Annotated in this window: 11 protein-coding genes and 2 pseudogenes; 7 read left to right on the top strand and 6 right to left on the bottom strand. The window is 51.5% G+C overall.

Annotated elements, in window-relative coordinates; genetic code table 11:
* Nucleotides 1–9: 9 nt before the first annotated feature.
* The 5 genes and pseudogenes from GmarT_RS14190 to GmarT_RS30380 form a co-directional block, all read right to left on the bottom strand.
* Entirely contained in the window at nt 10–630 is a 621-nt protein-coding gene (locus GmarT_RS14190) for a YeeE/YedE thiosulfate transporter family protein (protein WP_002646612.1), read from the bottom strand.
* The gene (locus tag GmarT_RS14185; protein ID WP_002646613.1) at nt 623–1,153 is read right to left on the bottom strand and encodes a YeeE/YedE thiosulfate transporter family protein; all 531 of its coding nucleotides are present in this window, start codon (nt 1,151–1,153) and stop codon (nt 623–625) included. Before GmarT_RS14185 ends, GmarT_RS14190 begins: the two co-directional genes overlap by 8 nt.
* 33 nt (nt 1,154–1,186) lie before the next feature.
* Nucleotides 1,187–2,587 (bottom strand): MBL fold metallo-hydrolase, encoded by a 1,401-nt coding sequence (locus tag GmarT_RS14180; protein WP_002646614.1) that lies wholly within the window; start codon nt 2,585–2,587, stop codon nt 1,187–1,189.
* A gap of 530 nt (nt 2,588–3,117) precedes the next feature.
* Nucleotides 3,118–3,468, bottom strand: a pseudogene (locus GmarT_RS14175) (N-6 DNA methylase); the annotation flags it as partial.
* A 249-nt stretch (nt 3,469–3,717) separates the two neighbouring features.
* A pseudogene (locus GmarT_RS30380) lies at nt 3,718–3,920 on the bottom strand (DUF1501 domain-containing protein); the annotation flags it as partial.
* A 97-nt stretch (nt 3,921–4,017) separates the two neighbouring features.
* Here GmarT_RS30380 and GmarT_RS30375 point away from each other — a divergent pair.
* Nucleotides 4,018–4,194, top strand: a complete 177-nt coding sequence (locus GmarT_RS30375) for a hypothetical protein (protein ID WP_002646618.1) — start codon at nt 4,018–4,020, stop codon at nt 4,192–4,194.
* A gap of 137 nt (nt 4,195–4,331) precedes the next feature.
* Here the strand turns inward: GmarT_RS30375 and GmarT_RS14165 are convergent, their stop codons facing one another.
* Nucleotides 4,332–5,519 (bottom strand): AraC family transcriptional regulator, encoded by a 1,188-nt coding sequence (locus GmarT_RS14165; protein WP_044237948.1) that lies wholly within the window; start codon nt 5,517–5,519, stop codon nt 4,332–4,334.
* Between the two features lie 258 nt (nt 5,520–5,777).
* On the opposite strand from GmarT_RS14165, the gene GmarT_RS14160 reads away from it, so the two are divergent.
* From GmarT_RS14160 to GmarT_RS14135, 6 genes are all read left to right on the top strand, one after another.
* Nucleotides 5,778–6,743: a DUF1559 domain-containing protein gene (locus GmarT_RS14160; protein ID WP_002646620.1), complete on the top strand. Its 966-nt coding sequence runs from the start codon at nt 5,778–5,780 to the stop codon at nt 6,741–6,743.
* Between the two features lie 105 nt (nt 6,744–6,848).
* The gene (locus tag GmarT_RS14155; protein ID WP_044237950.1) at nt 6,849–7,259 is read left to right on the top strand and encodes a hypothetical protein; all 411 of its coding nucleotides are present in this window, start codon (nt 6,849–6,851) and stop codon (nt 7,257–7,259) included.
* A 38-nt stretch (nt 7,260–7,297) separates the two neighbouring features.
* Complete coding sequence (locus GmarT_RS14150) at nt 7,298–8,842, top strand: N-acyl-D-amino-acid deacylase family protein (RefSeq protein ID WP_002646622.1); 1,545 nt, start codon at nt 7,298–7,300, stop codon at nt 8,840–8,842.
* Between the two features lie 68 nt (nt 8,843–8,910).
* Entirely contained in the window at nt 8,911–10,008 is a 1,098-nt protein-coding gene (locus GmarT_RS14145) for an N-acetyltransferase DgcN family protein (protein WP_002646623.1), read from the top strand.
* The gene (locus GmarT_RS14140) at nt 10,005–11,024 is read left to right on the top strand and encodes a dipeptide epimerase (protein WP_002646624.1); all 1,020 of its coding nucleotides are present in this window, start codon (nt 10,005–10,007) and stop codon (nt 11,022–11,024) included. Before GmarT_RS14145 ends, GmarT_RS14140 begins: the two co-directional genes overlap by 4 nt.
* Before the next feature lie 223 nt (nt 11,025–11,247).
* Entirely contained in the window at nt 11,248–16,413 is a 5,166-nt protein-coding gene (locus tag GmarT_RS14135; RefSeq protein WP_002646625.1) for a PVC-type heme-binding CxxCH protein, read from the top strand.
* Nucleotides 16,414–16,578 lie beyond the last annotated feature (165 nt).

Below are 16,578 nucleotides of genomic sequence, written 5' to 3'. Positions count from 1 at the left end.
ATTCCTTCATCATCGGTCCTGTATAGAATGTGCACCACCTTCTACCCGTGACACTTCGTCGTGATTCTCTCCTTGAAGTCCCGGAGTCGATCCCCTGGAACCGCGATCAAAAAGGGCAATTGCTCCCGCAGCAAAAAGACCGAGTCCACCTACCCACAGCCACGGTGAGGTACCGCTTATCTGCGGGAGTGTAATCTTTCCAGCATCCCCCCAATTCTTCAGCCATTCGGAAAGCGGCGGGTATAGAGCCACGTAAACGCCCGCGCCGAGCAGCATACCGAACACTCCCACCACAGCGTCGCGGCGGCCTTCGCCGCAGGCAGCCACGCTGGTCCCGGGGCAGTAGCCCAAAATAGCCATACCCACGCCAAAACAGATTCCTCCAGTTACAATACCCAGCCAGACAAGCGGTTTGATATGCAGCGCCACAGCTTCCGTTGGCAGCAGTAAGTAGATCCCTACCGCTCCGACAATGACGGCCGTCCCCATAACCTTAACCACGGTCCAGTCGCGAAACAGAAACTGATTTACAATCACATGAAACTTTGCGACGCGGCCTTTCTGCAAAAGGAAACCGAAGATGATTCCGGTTAGCAAACCGAGCGTTAATTTCCACAGTGGATCAAACATTGCGCGCCCTCCTACCATACACGAATAACGCAGTCAGAATCGCCGCAGAAAAGAAAATCAATGAGAACAGCCAGCTCGAAACTGACAGTTGCAAATTTCCGCTAATCCCGTGACCGCTAGTGCAGCCCTGGGCCAGCCGAGCACCGAACATCATCAAGCCTGCGCTTAACAGGGCAATGGCCAGTCGCAGCGGAACGCTGGAGCCAAAGCGGCTCTTCCACAGCGGTGGCACGGTGATAGGCTCACGGTCGCCAGAAATAAATGAGCTGATGAAACTCCCAAGCAAGACCCCAACGACCAACATCCATTCCCAGCCGATTTTCGGCGAGTGCTCTTGATAGTAGCTGCTGGACTCCGCAAGCGCCGGTGAAGCCCCCTGTATCAACAAGGCAGCGGTGTGCTCAAATGCTGTGGTGATCCCAAGCGGATGATCGGCACTCCAGAAGGTGAACCAGCTCAACACACCGATCCCTACGCCCACCAAATAAGGCGACCACGATTTTTTTGCAATGGGGTTGTTCATCTAATTTCTCCTCGGACTTAAAACGATGAGGACCTACTGCTCCACCTTGAATCCGGCATTTTTCCAAGCCTGCATGCTGCCTGGGACGTTGTGAACCTCTTTAAATCCATCCCGCTTCATCACGCTGGCTGCGATGCTGGCCCGGTATCCACTTCCGCAATACACGGCGACGGGCTTATCGCGGTCGAGGCCAAGATTTCCATTGACGCCATCGCGCATCTCAGCCACATATTTGTGCTTGGCTCCACTGATGTGACCATTCTCAAACTCGCTGGGAGATCGCACGTCGAGGACCTGGAATTCGTCCTTTGCTTCATCCAGACCCTGTACTGAAATCTGCGGAAGTGTTGCCAATGGTAGGCCCTTATTGTCCCAAGCCTTCATACCTCCGGCTAGATAACCTTCAAAGTTCGTGAGCCCTACGTATCCAAAGTGCCAGACGATCCAGTCAAGCTGCGTCTCATCTTCCATTACTAACAGAATGGGCTTGTCATAAGACAGCAAGTCTCCTGCCCAAACAGACAATTCCGGCCGGTCACCGATGTTGATTGCCCCGGCAATGTGTCCACCACCGAAAGCCAGCATTTGTCGGGTATCAACGAGTTGCGACTTGCCTTGTTTGACAGCGTTATGGAATTCATCCGGCGGAAAGCCGGTAATTGCCGGGGCTGTCCCGATCAGCACCGGCCCTCTAGCGTTGATCTTTTTCAGAATCGGATAATGCTGTGGCACTGGGGGCGCGCCTTCTTTGACAAATGATTTAAACTTTTCGAAGTCAGCATGCTTGAGAAAGTCATTTGTTCTCCGCTCATAACCGATTGTTGTCATCGGCCGCTCGCCGATGTCCGCCCCGCACGCCGAGCCCGCGCCGTGGCAGGGGTAGATAATGACCCCATCATCGAGCTTCAGGTAGTAGTCGCGGAGCGTCTGAAACAGTTGCTTGGTAAGTTCTTCAGTCTCATCTTCGCCAAGTAGATCGGGCCGTCCGGCCGAACTGACGAAGAGAGAATCGCCGCTAAGCACACCCCACGGATCATTCTCCCGATCCTTTTCCGCAAGTTCGTAGGAGATGTGCTCCGGTGTATGGCCGGGCGTATGCCGTACCGTGAGGGTGACCGAGCCAAACGAGAAGCGATCCCCGTGTTGAATCTTTTGGATTGGGAAGTCATAGGTTGCGTTTCCTTCGCCGCTGGCGAGGATCTCGGCGGAGCCTAGTCGCTGCTTCAGCTCCCGAGCGCCACTCATAAAGTCGGCGTGAATGTGCGTTTCAAAGATGTGAGTAATTGCCACGCCGTGTTTGCGGCTCAACTCCAGGTAGACCTCAACCTCTGGTCGCGGATCGACCACGGCGGCTGTTTGACTGCCGTCATCCCCAATCAAGTACGAAATCTGAGCTATGCCTGCGGTCTGAACGCTCTCAAATACCATTGTCATAAGGAGGATCTCCTAAATCTAAAGTGCGAGATCGGGGGCGGTGAGGGCCGATCGCCGCTAAGTACCATTTCTCACCGAGAAGGCAGCAAATATCGTACCGTCCCAACCTGTTGATGTCTTTATTACCAGGATGCACCAACATTATGACTGACATATGATCTGCATCGCCACCACAGGGTACTGTTCTGCCGCGGTAGACGTGGACTTGCCCGCTCGTGTGTCGCGTACTGGATTGAGGGTGGGCGGAAGACTTTGGGAGAAGCAGAGTTACCCCAACGAAGATGCGACAAATTAACACTGCTCCACATGCTGGAGGAAGCCGCTGAATGTCTCAAGACGGTGGGCAGAGTTGCAACCCGCGTATTTGAAGTGGAGCAAGTGTATTGCTCAGTACGTCGAGTCGATCACTGTAATGATGATAGCTCATACGATCTAATGAGTTCATTCATTAAATCTTTTTGAGAAGCGTCAACATGCCCTCGGCGATTGAATAAATAGTCTGAACTCGCTGTATATGACACGTCACCAACTCAGCAAAACAAAAGTCTGCAGCAGCAGATCACAGTTTTGAAAGTCTCGATTATTCGTAGCGGATAGCGGCGGATTTCGCTTTCTCCACTGCCCGCGTTGCCGGTAAACAGCGGGGACCCGTTGAGAACTATACCGAACCGGCTGCCGCCATCTTTGGCAGGTCGCATCTTGGAGATCAGGAACAGCAGCGACCCATCACTGACACGGGGCAGACCAGGACCGAACCGTCCGTTGAAGCCGTCCTGTTCATGTTCCTTTTTAATTTCCTTTTGAATCTTTTTCCATTCGACGCCGAACGGGGGATTGGAAAGCATGTAGTCGAAGTGTTCCCCGGGTAGCCCGTCTGATGATTACAAGATCCCTGGAATGGTTACGTAGGAGACTGTTTCAGGGCGTACGCTATCAACGGCTTGTTCATGCAAGGGGGAACGAACGACTTGACGAAGCTTGCTTGTTCATCGTCAAGATACCTGAAGCCTTGCGGCGGCTGAAAGTTCGGCCACGCTTGTCGCAGCCTTTCGAGCGTCACTGGTTCCAAGAAGGAAATCGGGTTCAGAACGACCACTTCGGGTTGGCTTGCCCGAGCCGATCTGTGCGCTTCCCCGTCTTCTACCGCTGTCATATTCCGGTGGACGACCATATTCTGTCTTGATGACGATCAGAGTTTTATCCAGGAGTTTTTCTGTTCGGAATCGGAAATCAAGCTTGCGACCGCCGTATCCATTTCCTGGATGAGTTTGTGCTGCAGCAAACTCCCCTCGTGATGCACATCCCAGCCGGCCCCGTTTAGAAAGTCCAGGTTGGCTTACTCCGTGAACGACTTTCATTACCTGCTCAATGGTGAATTGTTTCTGACGAATAGCTGAAGTGAGGGTCGGCCGCGGTACAGGGAAGCAATCATGACCGATGAGCAGTTTTACCGTCCCAAATGGGAGATCGTTCTTAAACAATACGACCGAGTGATCACGCACTGGATTGAGTTCGAGTGGCCCAAAATCGACGAAGGATATTGCTCGAAAGTGTTTTTTGAAGGCTTTGAGCGAGCGTGGCCAGAAGTATTTAACGGAGGTCCCTGAGTCAATAACCAGTTGTCTGACACATCCCAAGATTACCTTCCGACGCAGCCAACAGAATCAGACAGCGAGTCGAACACAATATGAGGCCACTCAATTAATCTGAAATAGTCCAACATTCACTTTAAAGTACAGATTAACTACCCTGCTCGAATAGACCTTCGAAATTCTATCGGGGTCTGTCCAATCTGCTTTCTGAAGGCAAAGCAGAGTTGACCAGGACTACAGAAACCGGACGACGCGGCTATCTGTTCGACTGTTTTGTCAGTAGAGATCAATAACTGTTTGACCCGTTCTATTTTGATACGACGAATTTCATCTGCGGGCGTGCAGTTCAATAGTTGTCTGAATCGCTGTTCGAGAGACCGACGTGAGATGGGAACGGTCTGCAGGACGTCGCTGACCTGAATGCCGGTATGGGCCCGTACCCGAATAAAGCGGAGGGCGTCGACCAACAGGGGGTCGTCGATGGCCAGCATTTCAGAAGACTGCCGCTCAATTACGTGTAGAGGAGGCAGAGCATGTACCTTCGATTTCACTTTCTTGCCTTTCAGCAGTGACTCTAGAATCCGGACACTGGTCATACCAATCTGCTCGCTGGCCAGGACGATGCTGGAGAGTGGCGGTGCCGAGATATTGCAGAGCAGATCATCTGTGTCTCCTACCAGGATCGCGATTTCCTCTGGTACACGGAAACCAACTGCGCTACAGACCTCGGTTAACAGGACTCCGGAATGCGGGTCGGCGGCAAAAATAGCCAGCGGGCGGGGTGCTTGCTGTAACCATCGGAGTGTGCGCTCCTGAATCGATGATTTCTCACGCGTCGTAGTTCTACTGCGAAATGTGTCACATACGAATCCCGCGGCCTGTACGACATCCTGGAAGTAATCCCCCCGCGATTGTGAATACCGCTGGCTGGGTGGACCATAGTAGGCAAAGTGGCTGAAGCTCCGCTCGCGAAAATGGGAGAACGCCATCTCAGCTCGCCTGGTGTCATTTGTTTTAACGCGGTAACAGTCGGGATAGTCTTTTTCCCAGGAAGAAACATTGACCGTAGGCAGGTCGAGGCCGCTGACGTGATCGGCTGTCTTGTCATCACGGATAGCTGCGATGATGCCGTCACCCTGCCAGTTCCGGGGGACGCGCAATCGCCATTGTTGATCACGGGGTGCAATCCACAAACTCCAGGGCAGAACATTACGAACTGCTGAGGCGATGCCCTGGATCACACTGCGCCCCCATGTGTCATCTGGATCAATCAGCAAGGCGATCTGTTTGTTATCAGGGATCTTTAGAGATCGAGATCGAGAGCGGGGGCGAGGAGACATAGACTGGGACCTGGAACAGCTAAATAAGGGTCTGCGCATTTTCGATATTAGTTTGCGCAATTTCGGATTGTTTGACAAGCCACCGGCAGTAGAGTGGTAACAGTGGGTAAGCACACTTCGCTTACAAATATATTTTACAGATGCATCGGCGCAACACACGCTGATCTAAAATCATTCCCTGAGAATCCTTCCTTTTATCGCTCGTTCTTTAAGGTGATCCCTATTTGATTCTAGTTTACTTTTCTCCAAGGAGCCGTCATGTACCGGTACAGTTCACGCAGGAATGGGTTTACGCTCATTGAATTACTCGTTGTTATTGCCATCATTGCAATACTGATCGCTCTGCTTTTACCAGCGGTACAGCAGGCCCGGGAAGCAGCAAGAAGAAGCCAGTGTAAAAATAATCTGAAGCAGATTGGACTGGCATTGCACAATTACCACGATACCCACCGGACATTTTCTCCAGGGGCAGTCAGCCTGGTATCTAACACAACGAGTTCTACCTGGTGCACGAGTAGTTCTTCGAATCGAGGCCGTGCCCCCTGGATGGTATTGATCCTGCCTTATCTGGATCAGGCACCTTTGTATCAGGAGTTCGAATGCGATGAGGACTTCACGACCTGGGAGACCACCTTCTCAGGCTATGGCGGGAGTACCAGTAACTCAGCAGCCTGGAAGCATACGATGGTCGCTTACAAGTGTCCGTCTGATCCAGTCGCTGGTGCAGAACCAGCGGCGGCAAGTTATCGAGGTGTGCAGGGAGGCTATCAAGCTTCTACCGGTTATTGTGGAGTTTCATCGCGCCGGTTCTATACGAACGGTATTCTGTATGTCAATTCAAAGATCAGTTTTCGGGATCTCGTTGACGGGTCATCCAATGTTCTACTGGTGGGGGAAAGTCACTACAACACCACCACTGCGAATACGAGTAATGGTTCGTACGTTGGTTGGGCATCAACTCCGAATGTTGGTTCTGGAGGAAGTCGGCATGCGATCAATCTGACTGCCGCTGACGGGGGAATCAACGCCGCGCCTGTAGATCCGAATACGGGAGATCCGCGAGACTATCAATCGCATCACTTTGGCAGTTTTCACACTGGCGGCTGTCATTTTCTCCTGGCTGATGGATCTGTGCATTTTATCAGTGAAAATGTCGATATCACGATGTTTCGAAGTTTGGGAATTCGCAACGACGGTCTGCCCGTGGGTGGGTTTACGCAATAAAACCACCTGTTGAAAACAAGGTGACAATTCAAGCAGAATTTGTGAGTTCCCCACCGGAGTCAACTGGTCCGGGAAGCGATGAGATCCATGAAAAGGGACAAGGAAATGTTTGTGGCACGACGGACTTTAGTACTGGCAATCATACTGGGCGACTTGGTTGGTTGTTCGGCTTCTAATTCAAATGAGCTGGATCGCTATGCACTCACGGGTGAGGTGACCTTTCGGGGAGAACCGGTTCACAATGGTACGATTACGCTGGAGCCTGATTCCGCGAAAGGGAATACGGGTCCTGCGTCGACCGCCAGGATTGAAGGCGGGATGTATCAAATCGAACCAAGCCGCGGTATTGTAGGAGGTGCCTACGTAGCAAGACTGACTGGATATGGTGATACTGAAAAGAACTCAGGTCCCGATCCTGATTTCGGTCCACCGCTGTTCGAAGAATATAAAGTACGGCTCGAGCTTCCTGCAGAAAGTTCAACCCGTTCATTTGAGATTACTCCGGAGGAGAACTAGTGACTTTTACCTTGAAGATATGCTTTGGATTACCATTCTTGATTTGTCTGCTGACCACAGAGCATGGTTTCAGTGCAGAACGGGTCGACTATGTAATCGAAAACGGTACCATCCATGATGGTACCGGTAAAGTGATTGAGCAGGGATATGTAGCAGTCCGCAATGGAAAAATCGTTTCGGTAGGCCCGGGTGAAGGTCCGGCATGTGAGCAGCGTATTGATGCAACTTGTCTTGTGATCAGCCCCGGATTCATCGATCTGCATACTCACAGTGATCGCGGCATCATCGATCCTAAATCCCGGGGTGCTGTTAATTACCTGCTGCAGGGATGTACGACCTCGGTGACCGGAAACTGCGGCATGGGGCCGATTGATGTTCAGGAATTCTATGATAATGTTGACAAAGCAGGAGCCGGAACCAATGTGGCCCACCTGTTACCACAGGGAGAGCTGCGATCACAGGTGATTGGAAGGGTCAATCGCAAGGCAACCAAAGCGGAACTGCAGGAAATGCAACGCCTGGCAGCTAAGGCGATGAAAGAAGGTGCCTGGGGGATGTCCACAGGACTGATCTACACCCCCAGCACATACGCCAACACGGAGGAACTTACCGAGCTTGCTAAAGTGATCGGCGCCAATGGGGGGATTTATGCCAGCCATATTCGCGGGGAGGAAGAGGGGTTGGTCAGTTCTATCCAGGAAGCGATTCATATTGGGCAGGACGCGGAAGTTCCGGTTCATGTTTCACATCTGAAAGTGAAGGGGACGCCGAACTGGGGCACACTGCGGCTGGCGATTGAACTGATCAAGGAAGCCCGGAAAAAAGGGCAGCGGGTTACAGCGGATCAGTATCCTTATATTGCAGCGAGTACTTCGCTGGCGGCCACTATTTTTCCCCCCTGGTCAATGTCTGGCGGTGTTGATCAACTGGTCAAGCGACTGGATGACCCGGAGGCCGGTGCGAAAGTTCGTGAGGCGGTTGGAAATAGCCTGAGCATCAAAGAGGATGGTAAGCAGATTGTGATTGCTCAGTATAGTCCACGTCCAGATTGGGTCGGAAAACATTTGCGAGAAATTGCCAAAGCCGAACAGAAAACAGCACTTCAAATTGCCGAAGAGATCATGCGAAGTGGTGGCGCGCAGATTGTAAACTTTGCCATGAATGAAGAAGAGGTGCGGGACGCGATGATCAATCCCTGGGTTGCGACTGCCTCAGATGGAGGGGTAATGGTACCAGATGCAACGCGACCCCATCCGCGTAATTATGGTGCATTCCCCCGTAAGATAGGCCATTATGCAATTCGCGAACAGGTTATCCCTCTGAACCAGGCCATTCGCAGTGCTACCGGTCTGCCGGCAGATGTACTGGGCCTGACTGATCGAGGCTATTTGAAACCGGGGCAGGCAGCAGATATCGTGATTTTCGACCCCAAAACAATCATTGATACCGCGACTTTCGAAAACCCGCACCAATATGCAGATGGCATGCGGTATGTCTTCGTGAATGGAGTGGCGGCTGTTCATGAAGGTACCCCCACCGGTGCACTTGCCGGACGTGCCCTGCGTAAGAAATCTACTCCCTGAACAGGGACAACAATCTGAATAAAATAATGTTCTCGGTTCTTATCTCTTATTTAACACTGGTTTAAACTATGAATACTGCTGCACTCGATTCTTTAAAATCGTCTGTGTCTGGATTGGAAACAATCAGCAAATATCGACGCATCGCCATTGCAGTGGGACTTGATGCAGCCTTGTCTAACTCCAAGACTGCCATGAGCCTGTTACGCTACCGAGGTGAACACTGCCTGGCTGTAATCGATCCGGCGCATTGCGGAAAAACGACTCAGGAGCTTTACGGCGTTGGCGGGAACACTCCTGTCGTTGCCTCCCTGTCGGACGTGGATACGCCCGATGCACTCTTTATTGGGATCTCACCTCCCGGTGGACAAATGCCGGAAGATTTGAGTCTGGTAATCACGGAAGGGGTCCAGCACGGTTTGGATGTCGTTTCCGGACTGCATGACTTCCTCGTGGACAATGAAGTCTTCTGCCAGGAAGCGGAACGGAGTGGAAGCCTGCTGATTGACGTGCGCAGGAACCAGCATCGTAAAACGGCGACGTGTGCTGATTTTCGTCCCGGCTGCCTGCGGATTCATGCTGTCGGTCAGGATTGCAGCGTTGGTAAGATGGTCACCATGCTGGAACTGGAACGCGGTCTGCAGAAACGTCAGGCGGATGCAAAGTTTCTGGCAACCGGTCAGACCGGTATTATGGTTGTCGGAAATGGAGTGCCTGTCGACTGTGTTGTGTCTGACTTCGTGAACGGGGCTGTCGAAGAACTGGTGCTGCAGAATGAGCAACATGAGATATTACTCATTGAAGGGCAGGGCAGTATTACTCATCCTGCTTTCTCTGCAGTGACACTGGGGCTTCTTCATGGCTGCGCACCTCAGGGGTTAATTTTCTGTTATGAAGCAGCCCGACCTCATGTCAAAGGGCTGCCCCATGTTCCTCTGAAGACGCTGGAACGCTACCGGGAACTCTATGAACAACTGGCCTCTGAACGCTTTCCGGCGGAATTTGTGGGAGTTGCCATGAATGGTCGAAATATTTCTGCAGCGCAGGGGGAGATTGAGAAGCAGCAGGTTCAGGAACTACTGGGGTTACCCGTCTGCGATGTTTATCGCGATGGTCCGGCTGTTCTCGTTGACGCCGTTCTGGGACTGAAAGAGAGGATGTCGACGTGAAACTGTTTTGGCAGCGGGTTGAACTTCCACTCAAGGATCCGTTCACAATTGCACGCGGAACACTTCGTCATCAGCAATGCCTGATAGTGAGTCTGTCTCATCAGGATGCAACTGGCTATGGCGAAGTGACCTGTAATTCCTACTATGGTCACAACTACGAATCACTGGAAGCTTCATTAAGCCAGATGAGAGAGTTGATCGCGGATTGGGATCTGATTCACCCTGGTGAACTGTTCGATCGCTGTGATGAGGTCTTTCCTCACGACAAGTTCGCACTCTCAGCAATCGACGGTGCCGCCTATGACCTGTATGGAAAGTTGCATGGAATTCCTACAACGGAAATTCTCGAACTTCCTGCGATGGGACATACACAATCCAGTTATACGCTGGGGATCGATTCGATAGAGGAAATGGTACGTAAGTACCGCGAACAGCCCGGCTGGCCTGTCTATAAGGTCAAACTGGGAACGCCGCATGATCTCGAAATCGTACAGGCTTTGCGGCAGGAGACTGATGCGACGATTCGCGTCGATGCCAATTGTGCTTGGACCCCGGAGCAGACCATCGCGAATTCCCGTGTGCTGGCTGAACTGGGAATCGAATTTATCGAGCAACCCCTATCTGCTGATGCTCCCGAGGAAGCACACCGGCTGGTATTTCTCAATAGTGTATTACCTGTGATTGCTGATGAGAGCTGTCGGACTGAACCGGATGTGGGAAAGTGTCATGGTCTGTTTCATGGTATCAATGTCAAACTCTGCAAGTGTGGTGGACTGACTCCTGCCAGTCGTATGTTAAAACAGGCCCGCGAACTGGGAATGAAAACCATGGTCGGGTGCATGATTGAATCAACGGTCGGCATCTCGGCGGCCGCGCAATTGCTGCCTTTACTGGATTACGCCGATTTCGATGGTGCCACTCTGCTGGCGGAAGACTCTGCACGGGGAGTCAGCATTCGAAATGGCAGGGTCGATTTCAGTTCGATTTCGGGCAGCGGGATTGAACTATTGATATGATTGTCTTGGAATCAAATTCAACGGGAAGAAGGTCACCAGATTTTCTGAAGCTTTAAGTCCTCAATAAAAAAATGCCGGAGCCCGCCAGAGACTGCCTCGCGGTGATTTCTGGCTTGAGTGTTGTTTACCAAACCAATTTCCTCATTTAAAAGTATGGTGTCAGGTCTCCTGAACCGCTAAAAACAAGATACTATCATCACTGACTGATTGACCTGGAGAGAAAATGAACTTTCACTTGAAACGACTGATATTCCTCATCTGCATCATGGGCCTGCTCCTTGTGGGAGCGAAATCCCCGGCCTGCGCCTCGGATTTATTTATCGGAGCAGCCACGACCAATATCACTCCCCCATTGCCGGTTTCATTGACCGGCCATATGCGCACTCGGATTGCCAAAAAAGTAGAGAGCGAAATTAGTGCCACAGTGCTGGTGCTGGAATCGCGTCAGGCTGGAAAAACAGAAGATTATGCGATCATGGTCTCGTGCGATGTGATTTGTATCCGGGGCGGCATTCTGGAAGCGGTACGGGATAAAGTGACACCACTGCTGAAAGACGTGGATGTAAAGAAGATCGTTCTCAATGCAACGCACACACATACGGCTCCCACTCTAATTGAAGGTCGCTACGATCTTCCAGAAACAGGAATTACTCATCCGGCCGAGTTTGTAGAGTTTGCATCAAATCAGATTGCTAATGCCATTGTTAAAGCCTGGAACTCTCGACAAAAGGGAAGTGCAGGCTGGGGCCTGGGGCATGCTGTGATCGCGCAGAATCGTCGCGCCCTGTATGCTAACGGGAGTGCCAAAATGTATGGCAGTACTTCCGTCGACAGTTTTCGTGGAATCGAAGGCTATGAAGATCATGCCCTGGAAGCTCTATTTTTCTGGAACGAAAAGAATGAATTGATTGCGACAGCGATCAATATTGCCTGCCCGGCACAGGCCGTCGAAGGTAACAAAGGGGTCAATGCGGACTTCTGGCATCCGGTGCGTGAGCAGTTACGCGAAAAATATGGCGAGCAACTGCACGTTCTGGGCTGGGCCGGTGCTGCAGGTGACCAGGTGCCACGCGTGATGTACCGTAAAAAAGCAGAAGAGCGGATGCGCAAACTGAACGGGTTAAGTTTACTTGATTCACTGGCCAAACGCATTGTTGCCGGCTGGGAAGAAGCCTATGCGGGAGCAAAGCAGGAGAAGCACGCGACGCCAATATTCGAGCACCAGGTCAAAACCATCGCATTGCCGAAACAGAAAGTGAGTGACGACGATTATACCCGCATTCAGAAGGAAGTGAAAAGCTATGCCAAAGATCGTTCTAAATACCGGATGATGAAATGGAAGCAAACAGTTCTGGAGCGATACGACCAACAGCACGCGGGAACTGAAGAACCATACCAGATGGAACTGCATACGATTCGCCTGGGTGATATTGCAATCGCGACCAATGACTTTGAACTGTTCAATGATTTTGGAACCCAGATGAAATCGCGGAGCCCAGCTTTACAGACGTTTGTGATCCAACTGTGTGGCCCAGGTACTTACGTTCCCACAAAACGAGCCGTTCAGGGGGGAAGTTATAGCGCCATCATCGAGAGTAATCTCGTAGGACCCGCGGGCGGACAGGTATTGACCGAACAAACCATCGAATCAATCAGCCAAATGTTTTCAAAACCGAAACAGGCAGTAAGTCAAAAACCGAATACTAAACAGAAAACAGTTGCTGTCGCAAACAGGAAAACTACAGAAATGAAAGCGGATTCCAAAGGCTGGCGTCCTCTGTTTAACGGTAATAACCTGGATGACGTGGATACCATTCTCGCCACAAAAACGCCCATCAAAGATCCAGATAAATTCGTGCAGGTCAAAGACGGTGTGTTCCATATCTATCGAGATACTCCGGCAGGTAAGAAGTCACCCTTTGGGTATTTTGCGACCAAAGACGAGTATTCTCATTTTCATCTCCGCCTCGAATACAAATGGGGAACAAAAAAGTTTGCCCCACGAACCAATGTCGTTCGCGATGCCGGGATTCTGTATCACATCTTCGATAAGCACAAAGTCTGGCCGAGTAGTATTGAGTGTCAGATACAGGAAAAGGATACCGGCGACCTGTTTCTGGTCTACGGAACCGGCGCGACGATTAACGTGCTCCAGAAGGGGAAATCACCACAGTACGTGGATCCGGCTGCAGGCGGTAAGTCCATCTTCCTGGGAAAAGAGACCGGCGTTTCGCGGGTGATCAAAAGTGAGACCGTCGAAAAAGAAGGTTGGAATACCGTGGAAGTCATTGTCCGCGGTTCTGAAAGTGCCGAACACATTGTGAATGGAAAACTGGTAAATCGATATACTGATTTGAAGAAATTCAATTCAGAAACAAATAAATGGGAACCGGTGAGCCGGGGTAAGCTGGCGTTTCAGGTAGAAGGTGCAGAAATTCTGTATCGGAATATTGAGATCAAAATTTTAGATCCTGCTGACAAAGCACAGCCTGCTGCGAATGTCAGTGCTGCCGAAACGCCCGCTCCGGACGCCCCCCCGATGTCACCGGAAGAATCGCTGGCAGCAACGCATGTTCGTCCGGGCTATGAACTGCAACTGGTCGCTGCGGAACCATTGGTGAAAGACCCTGTGGCGATCGCCTGGGGAGCCGATGGCCGGCTCTGGGTTGCGGAAATGGCAGACTACCCTTACGGCATGGATGGGAAGGGAAAGCCGGGAGGACGCATACGCTGTTTACGTGATACGAACGGTGATGGAAAGTATGATCACTCAACCTTGTTTCTGGACAATATCTCGTTTCCCAATGGTGTCATGCCCTGGGGTGATGGAATTCTGGTGACGGCGGCTCCTGAAATCTTTTATGCGGAAGATACAAACGGGGATGGCGTGGCTGATAAGCGTGACGTCATTTTTTCGGGGTTCCTGGAAGGGAATCAGCAGTTGCGCGTGAATGGCCTGCGGTGGGGTTTAGACAACTGGGTCTATTGCGCCAGCGGTGCCCATCATGGGGGCTATGGAGCAGATCGTAAGATCAAATCCGCGAAAACAGGTGAGCTGCTCACCATCGGCTCGCGGGATTTTCGGTTTCAGCCCGATACGGGTGAACTGGATCCCCAGTCAGGTCCTTCACAGTTTGGCCGTAATCGGGATGACTGGGGAAACTGGTTTGGTGAGCAGAACAGCCACCCACTCTGGCATTTTGTGCTAGACGACCGCTATCTCAGACGGAATCCCCATATCGCTTCACCCGATCCACGTCAGCAACTGGTAGTTCCTCGTAACCCAAAGGTCTATCCCGCAACGGATCCTCAAAAACGCTTTCACAGCTTTGAACATTCCGGTCGCTATACGTCTGCCTGTTCCGCAATGATTTACCGGGATGAACTGCTTTTTCCACGCGCTGATCAGCAACACGCTTTTACCTGCGAACCGTTTCATAATCTCGTGCAGCATAACATCCTCAAAGAGCAGGGGGTGAGTTTTGTTTCACACCGGGATCCGGCGGAGAAACCTTTCGACTTTTTCGCTTCGGAAGATCGCTGGACACGCCCGGTCATGGCACGGACCGGACCGGATGGCGCCCTGTGGGTCGTGGATATGTACCGGTATATGATCGAACATCCCGACTGGCTCACACCGGCAGGACGTGAGGAGTTGAAGCCTTTCTACCGGCACGGCGATGATAGAGGCCGGATTTACCGGGTAGTGAAGCAGGGGACGGCAGTACGTCCGGTTCCCGATTTTACTCAAATGAGCACGCTTGAACTGGTCGCGGCACTGAATAGTCCGAACGGTATCCAGCGCGATCTGGCTTCTCAGACACTTCAATGGAGGAACGATCCTGCTGCGGTAAAGCCTCTGCAACAACTGGTTAAACAAGGCAAATCAGCATTGGTCCGCTTGCAGGCACTTTGTACTCTGGATGGTCTGTCCCAGCTGTCAGCTGACGTATTGCGGGCCGGGCTGACGGATCAGAATCCAGGTGTTCGGCGACATGCGATTCGGCTCAGCGAAAAGATTGCCAAAAAACATCCGGAACTAATTTCTCAGGCTGTGAAACTGGCCCAAGATGCCGATGCTAAAACGCGGCTGCAACTGGCGTACTCACTGGGAGAGTGGGATGCTCAGGCCAGTGCACAAACAATTGCCCAGATGCTGTTGGAAAACTCAAACGATACCTACCTTTCAGCTGCTGTGTTAAGCTCTTTGAATCAACAGAATATTGCCGGGGTGATGCAAGCAACTCTGGCCCAGACTGAGAACCCTGCTGCTCAAAAAATAATCGGGGAACTACTCACCTTATCTGTGGCGATGCGACAGGGTTCAGCAGCACAAAGCGGGCTGCAAAAGATTATCAGCCTGGATAGACACAAACATTTTGTCTGGCAGTGTCAGAACATTGCCAGTGTGCTGGATGCGTTGAAAGCACAGAAAAATTCGCTAGCTACTCTCGTGGACCAGGAGACAGAGCAGGGACAAAAACTGCTCAGCCAGATTGCTTCGCTAACAAAACAGGCACATAAAGTTGCTTTCGATTCTGAAGCCGATCAGGCGGAACGAATCGCGGCGATTGGTTTACTGGGACGTGCTCCCAAGACCAGAGCGCGCGAGATTCAGGAACTGGGGGCACTGATTTCTCCTCAGGTATCGTCTGCAATTCAATCGGCGACGGTGCAGCAACTTGGCACTTTTTCAGATGATGCTGTCAGTGAAGTTCTGCTCCGCGGCTGGGACAGTCATGGTCCCCGGTTACGATCAGAAATATTAGGACTGCTGATATCGCGTCCCAACTGGACTTCACGATTACTGGATACGATTGAGTCGGGGCAATTGGGGGCTGGAGAGATCAACGCCAGCGTGCGACAGACGCTGGCTGGTTCGCGGGATGTGAAGATCAAAAACCGTGTGAAGAAACTGCTGGCCAATTCAGGGAGCGCTGATCGTCGGGCTGTCGTCAAGGCACATCAGTATGTGCTGACTCTGAAAGGTATTCCGGAGCGAGGCGTACCCCTGTTTAAAAAACATTGTGCCACCTGTCATAAACTGGATCAGGTAGGCTTCGATATCGGGCCGAATCTGCGTTCCCTCACAGACCGCAAACCAGCCAGCCTGCTCACTTCCATTCTCGACCCGAGCGCCTCCGTGGATGGAAAATATGTGACTTATATTGCGGTCACAGATGACGGATTGACGTTCACAGGCATGATGGGTTCCGAAACAGGCAACAGCATTTCCTTGGTTGCCCAGGGTGATAAGAAAAAAACAATTCTGCGCGGACAGCTGGAAGAAATTCGTAGTACCGGAAAATCGTTAATGCCAGATGGTTTGGAAAAGGAATTGACCGCGCAGGATCTGGCTGACCTGATTGCTTATATCAGCAAACCATAATAGCTTGTTAATTTAATACGACATCGCAAATGTGAGAGCTGGGGAAGTATTGACCCGGATCGAAAGCCTGTTGCAGAAGTCGAGAAGTCTACCGACGTTTGACTTTGTATGCATAAGGAAACACATATGCGAATTCCGTTTCTTTATGGATTGTCTGAATCATTC

The organism is Gimesia maris (genome assembly GCF_008298035.1).
GTDB lineage: Bacteria > Planctomycetota > Planctomycetia > Planctomycetales > Planctomycetaceae > Gimesia > Gimesia maris.
This window is presented reverse-complemented; position numbering and strand designations above follow the sequence as displayed.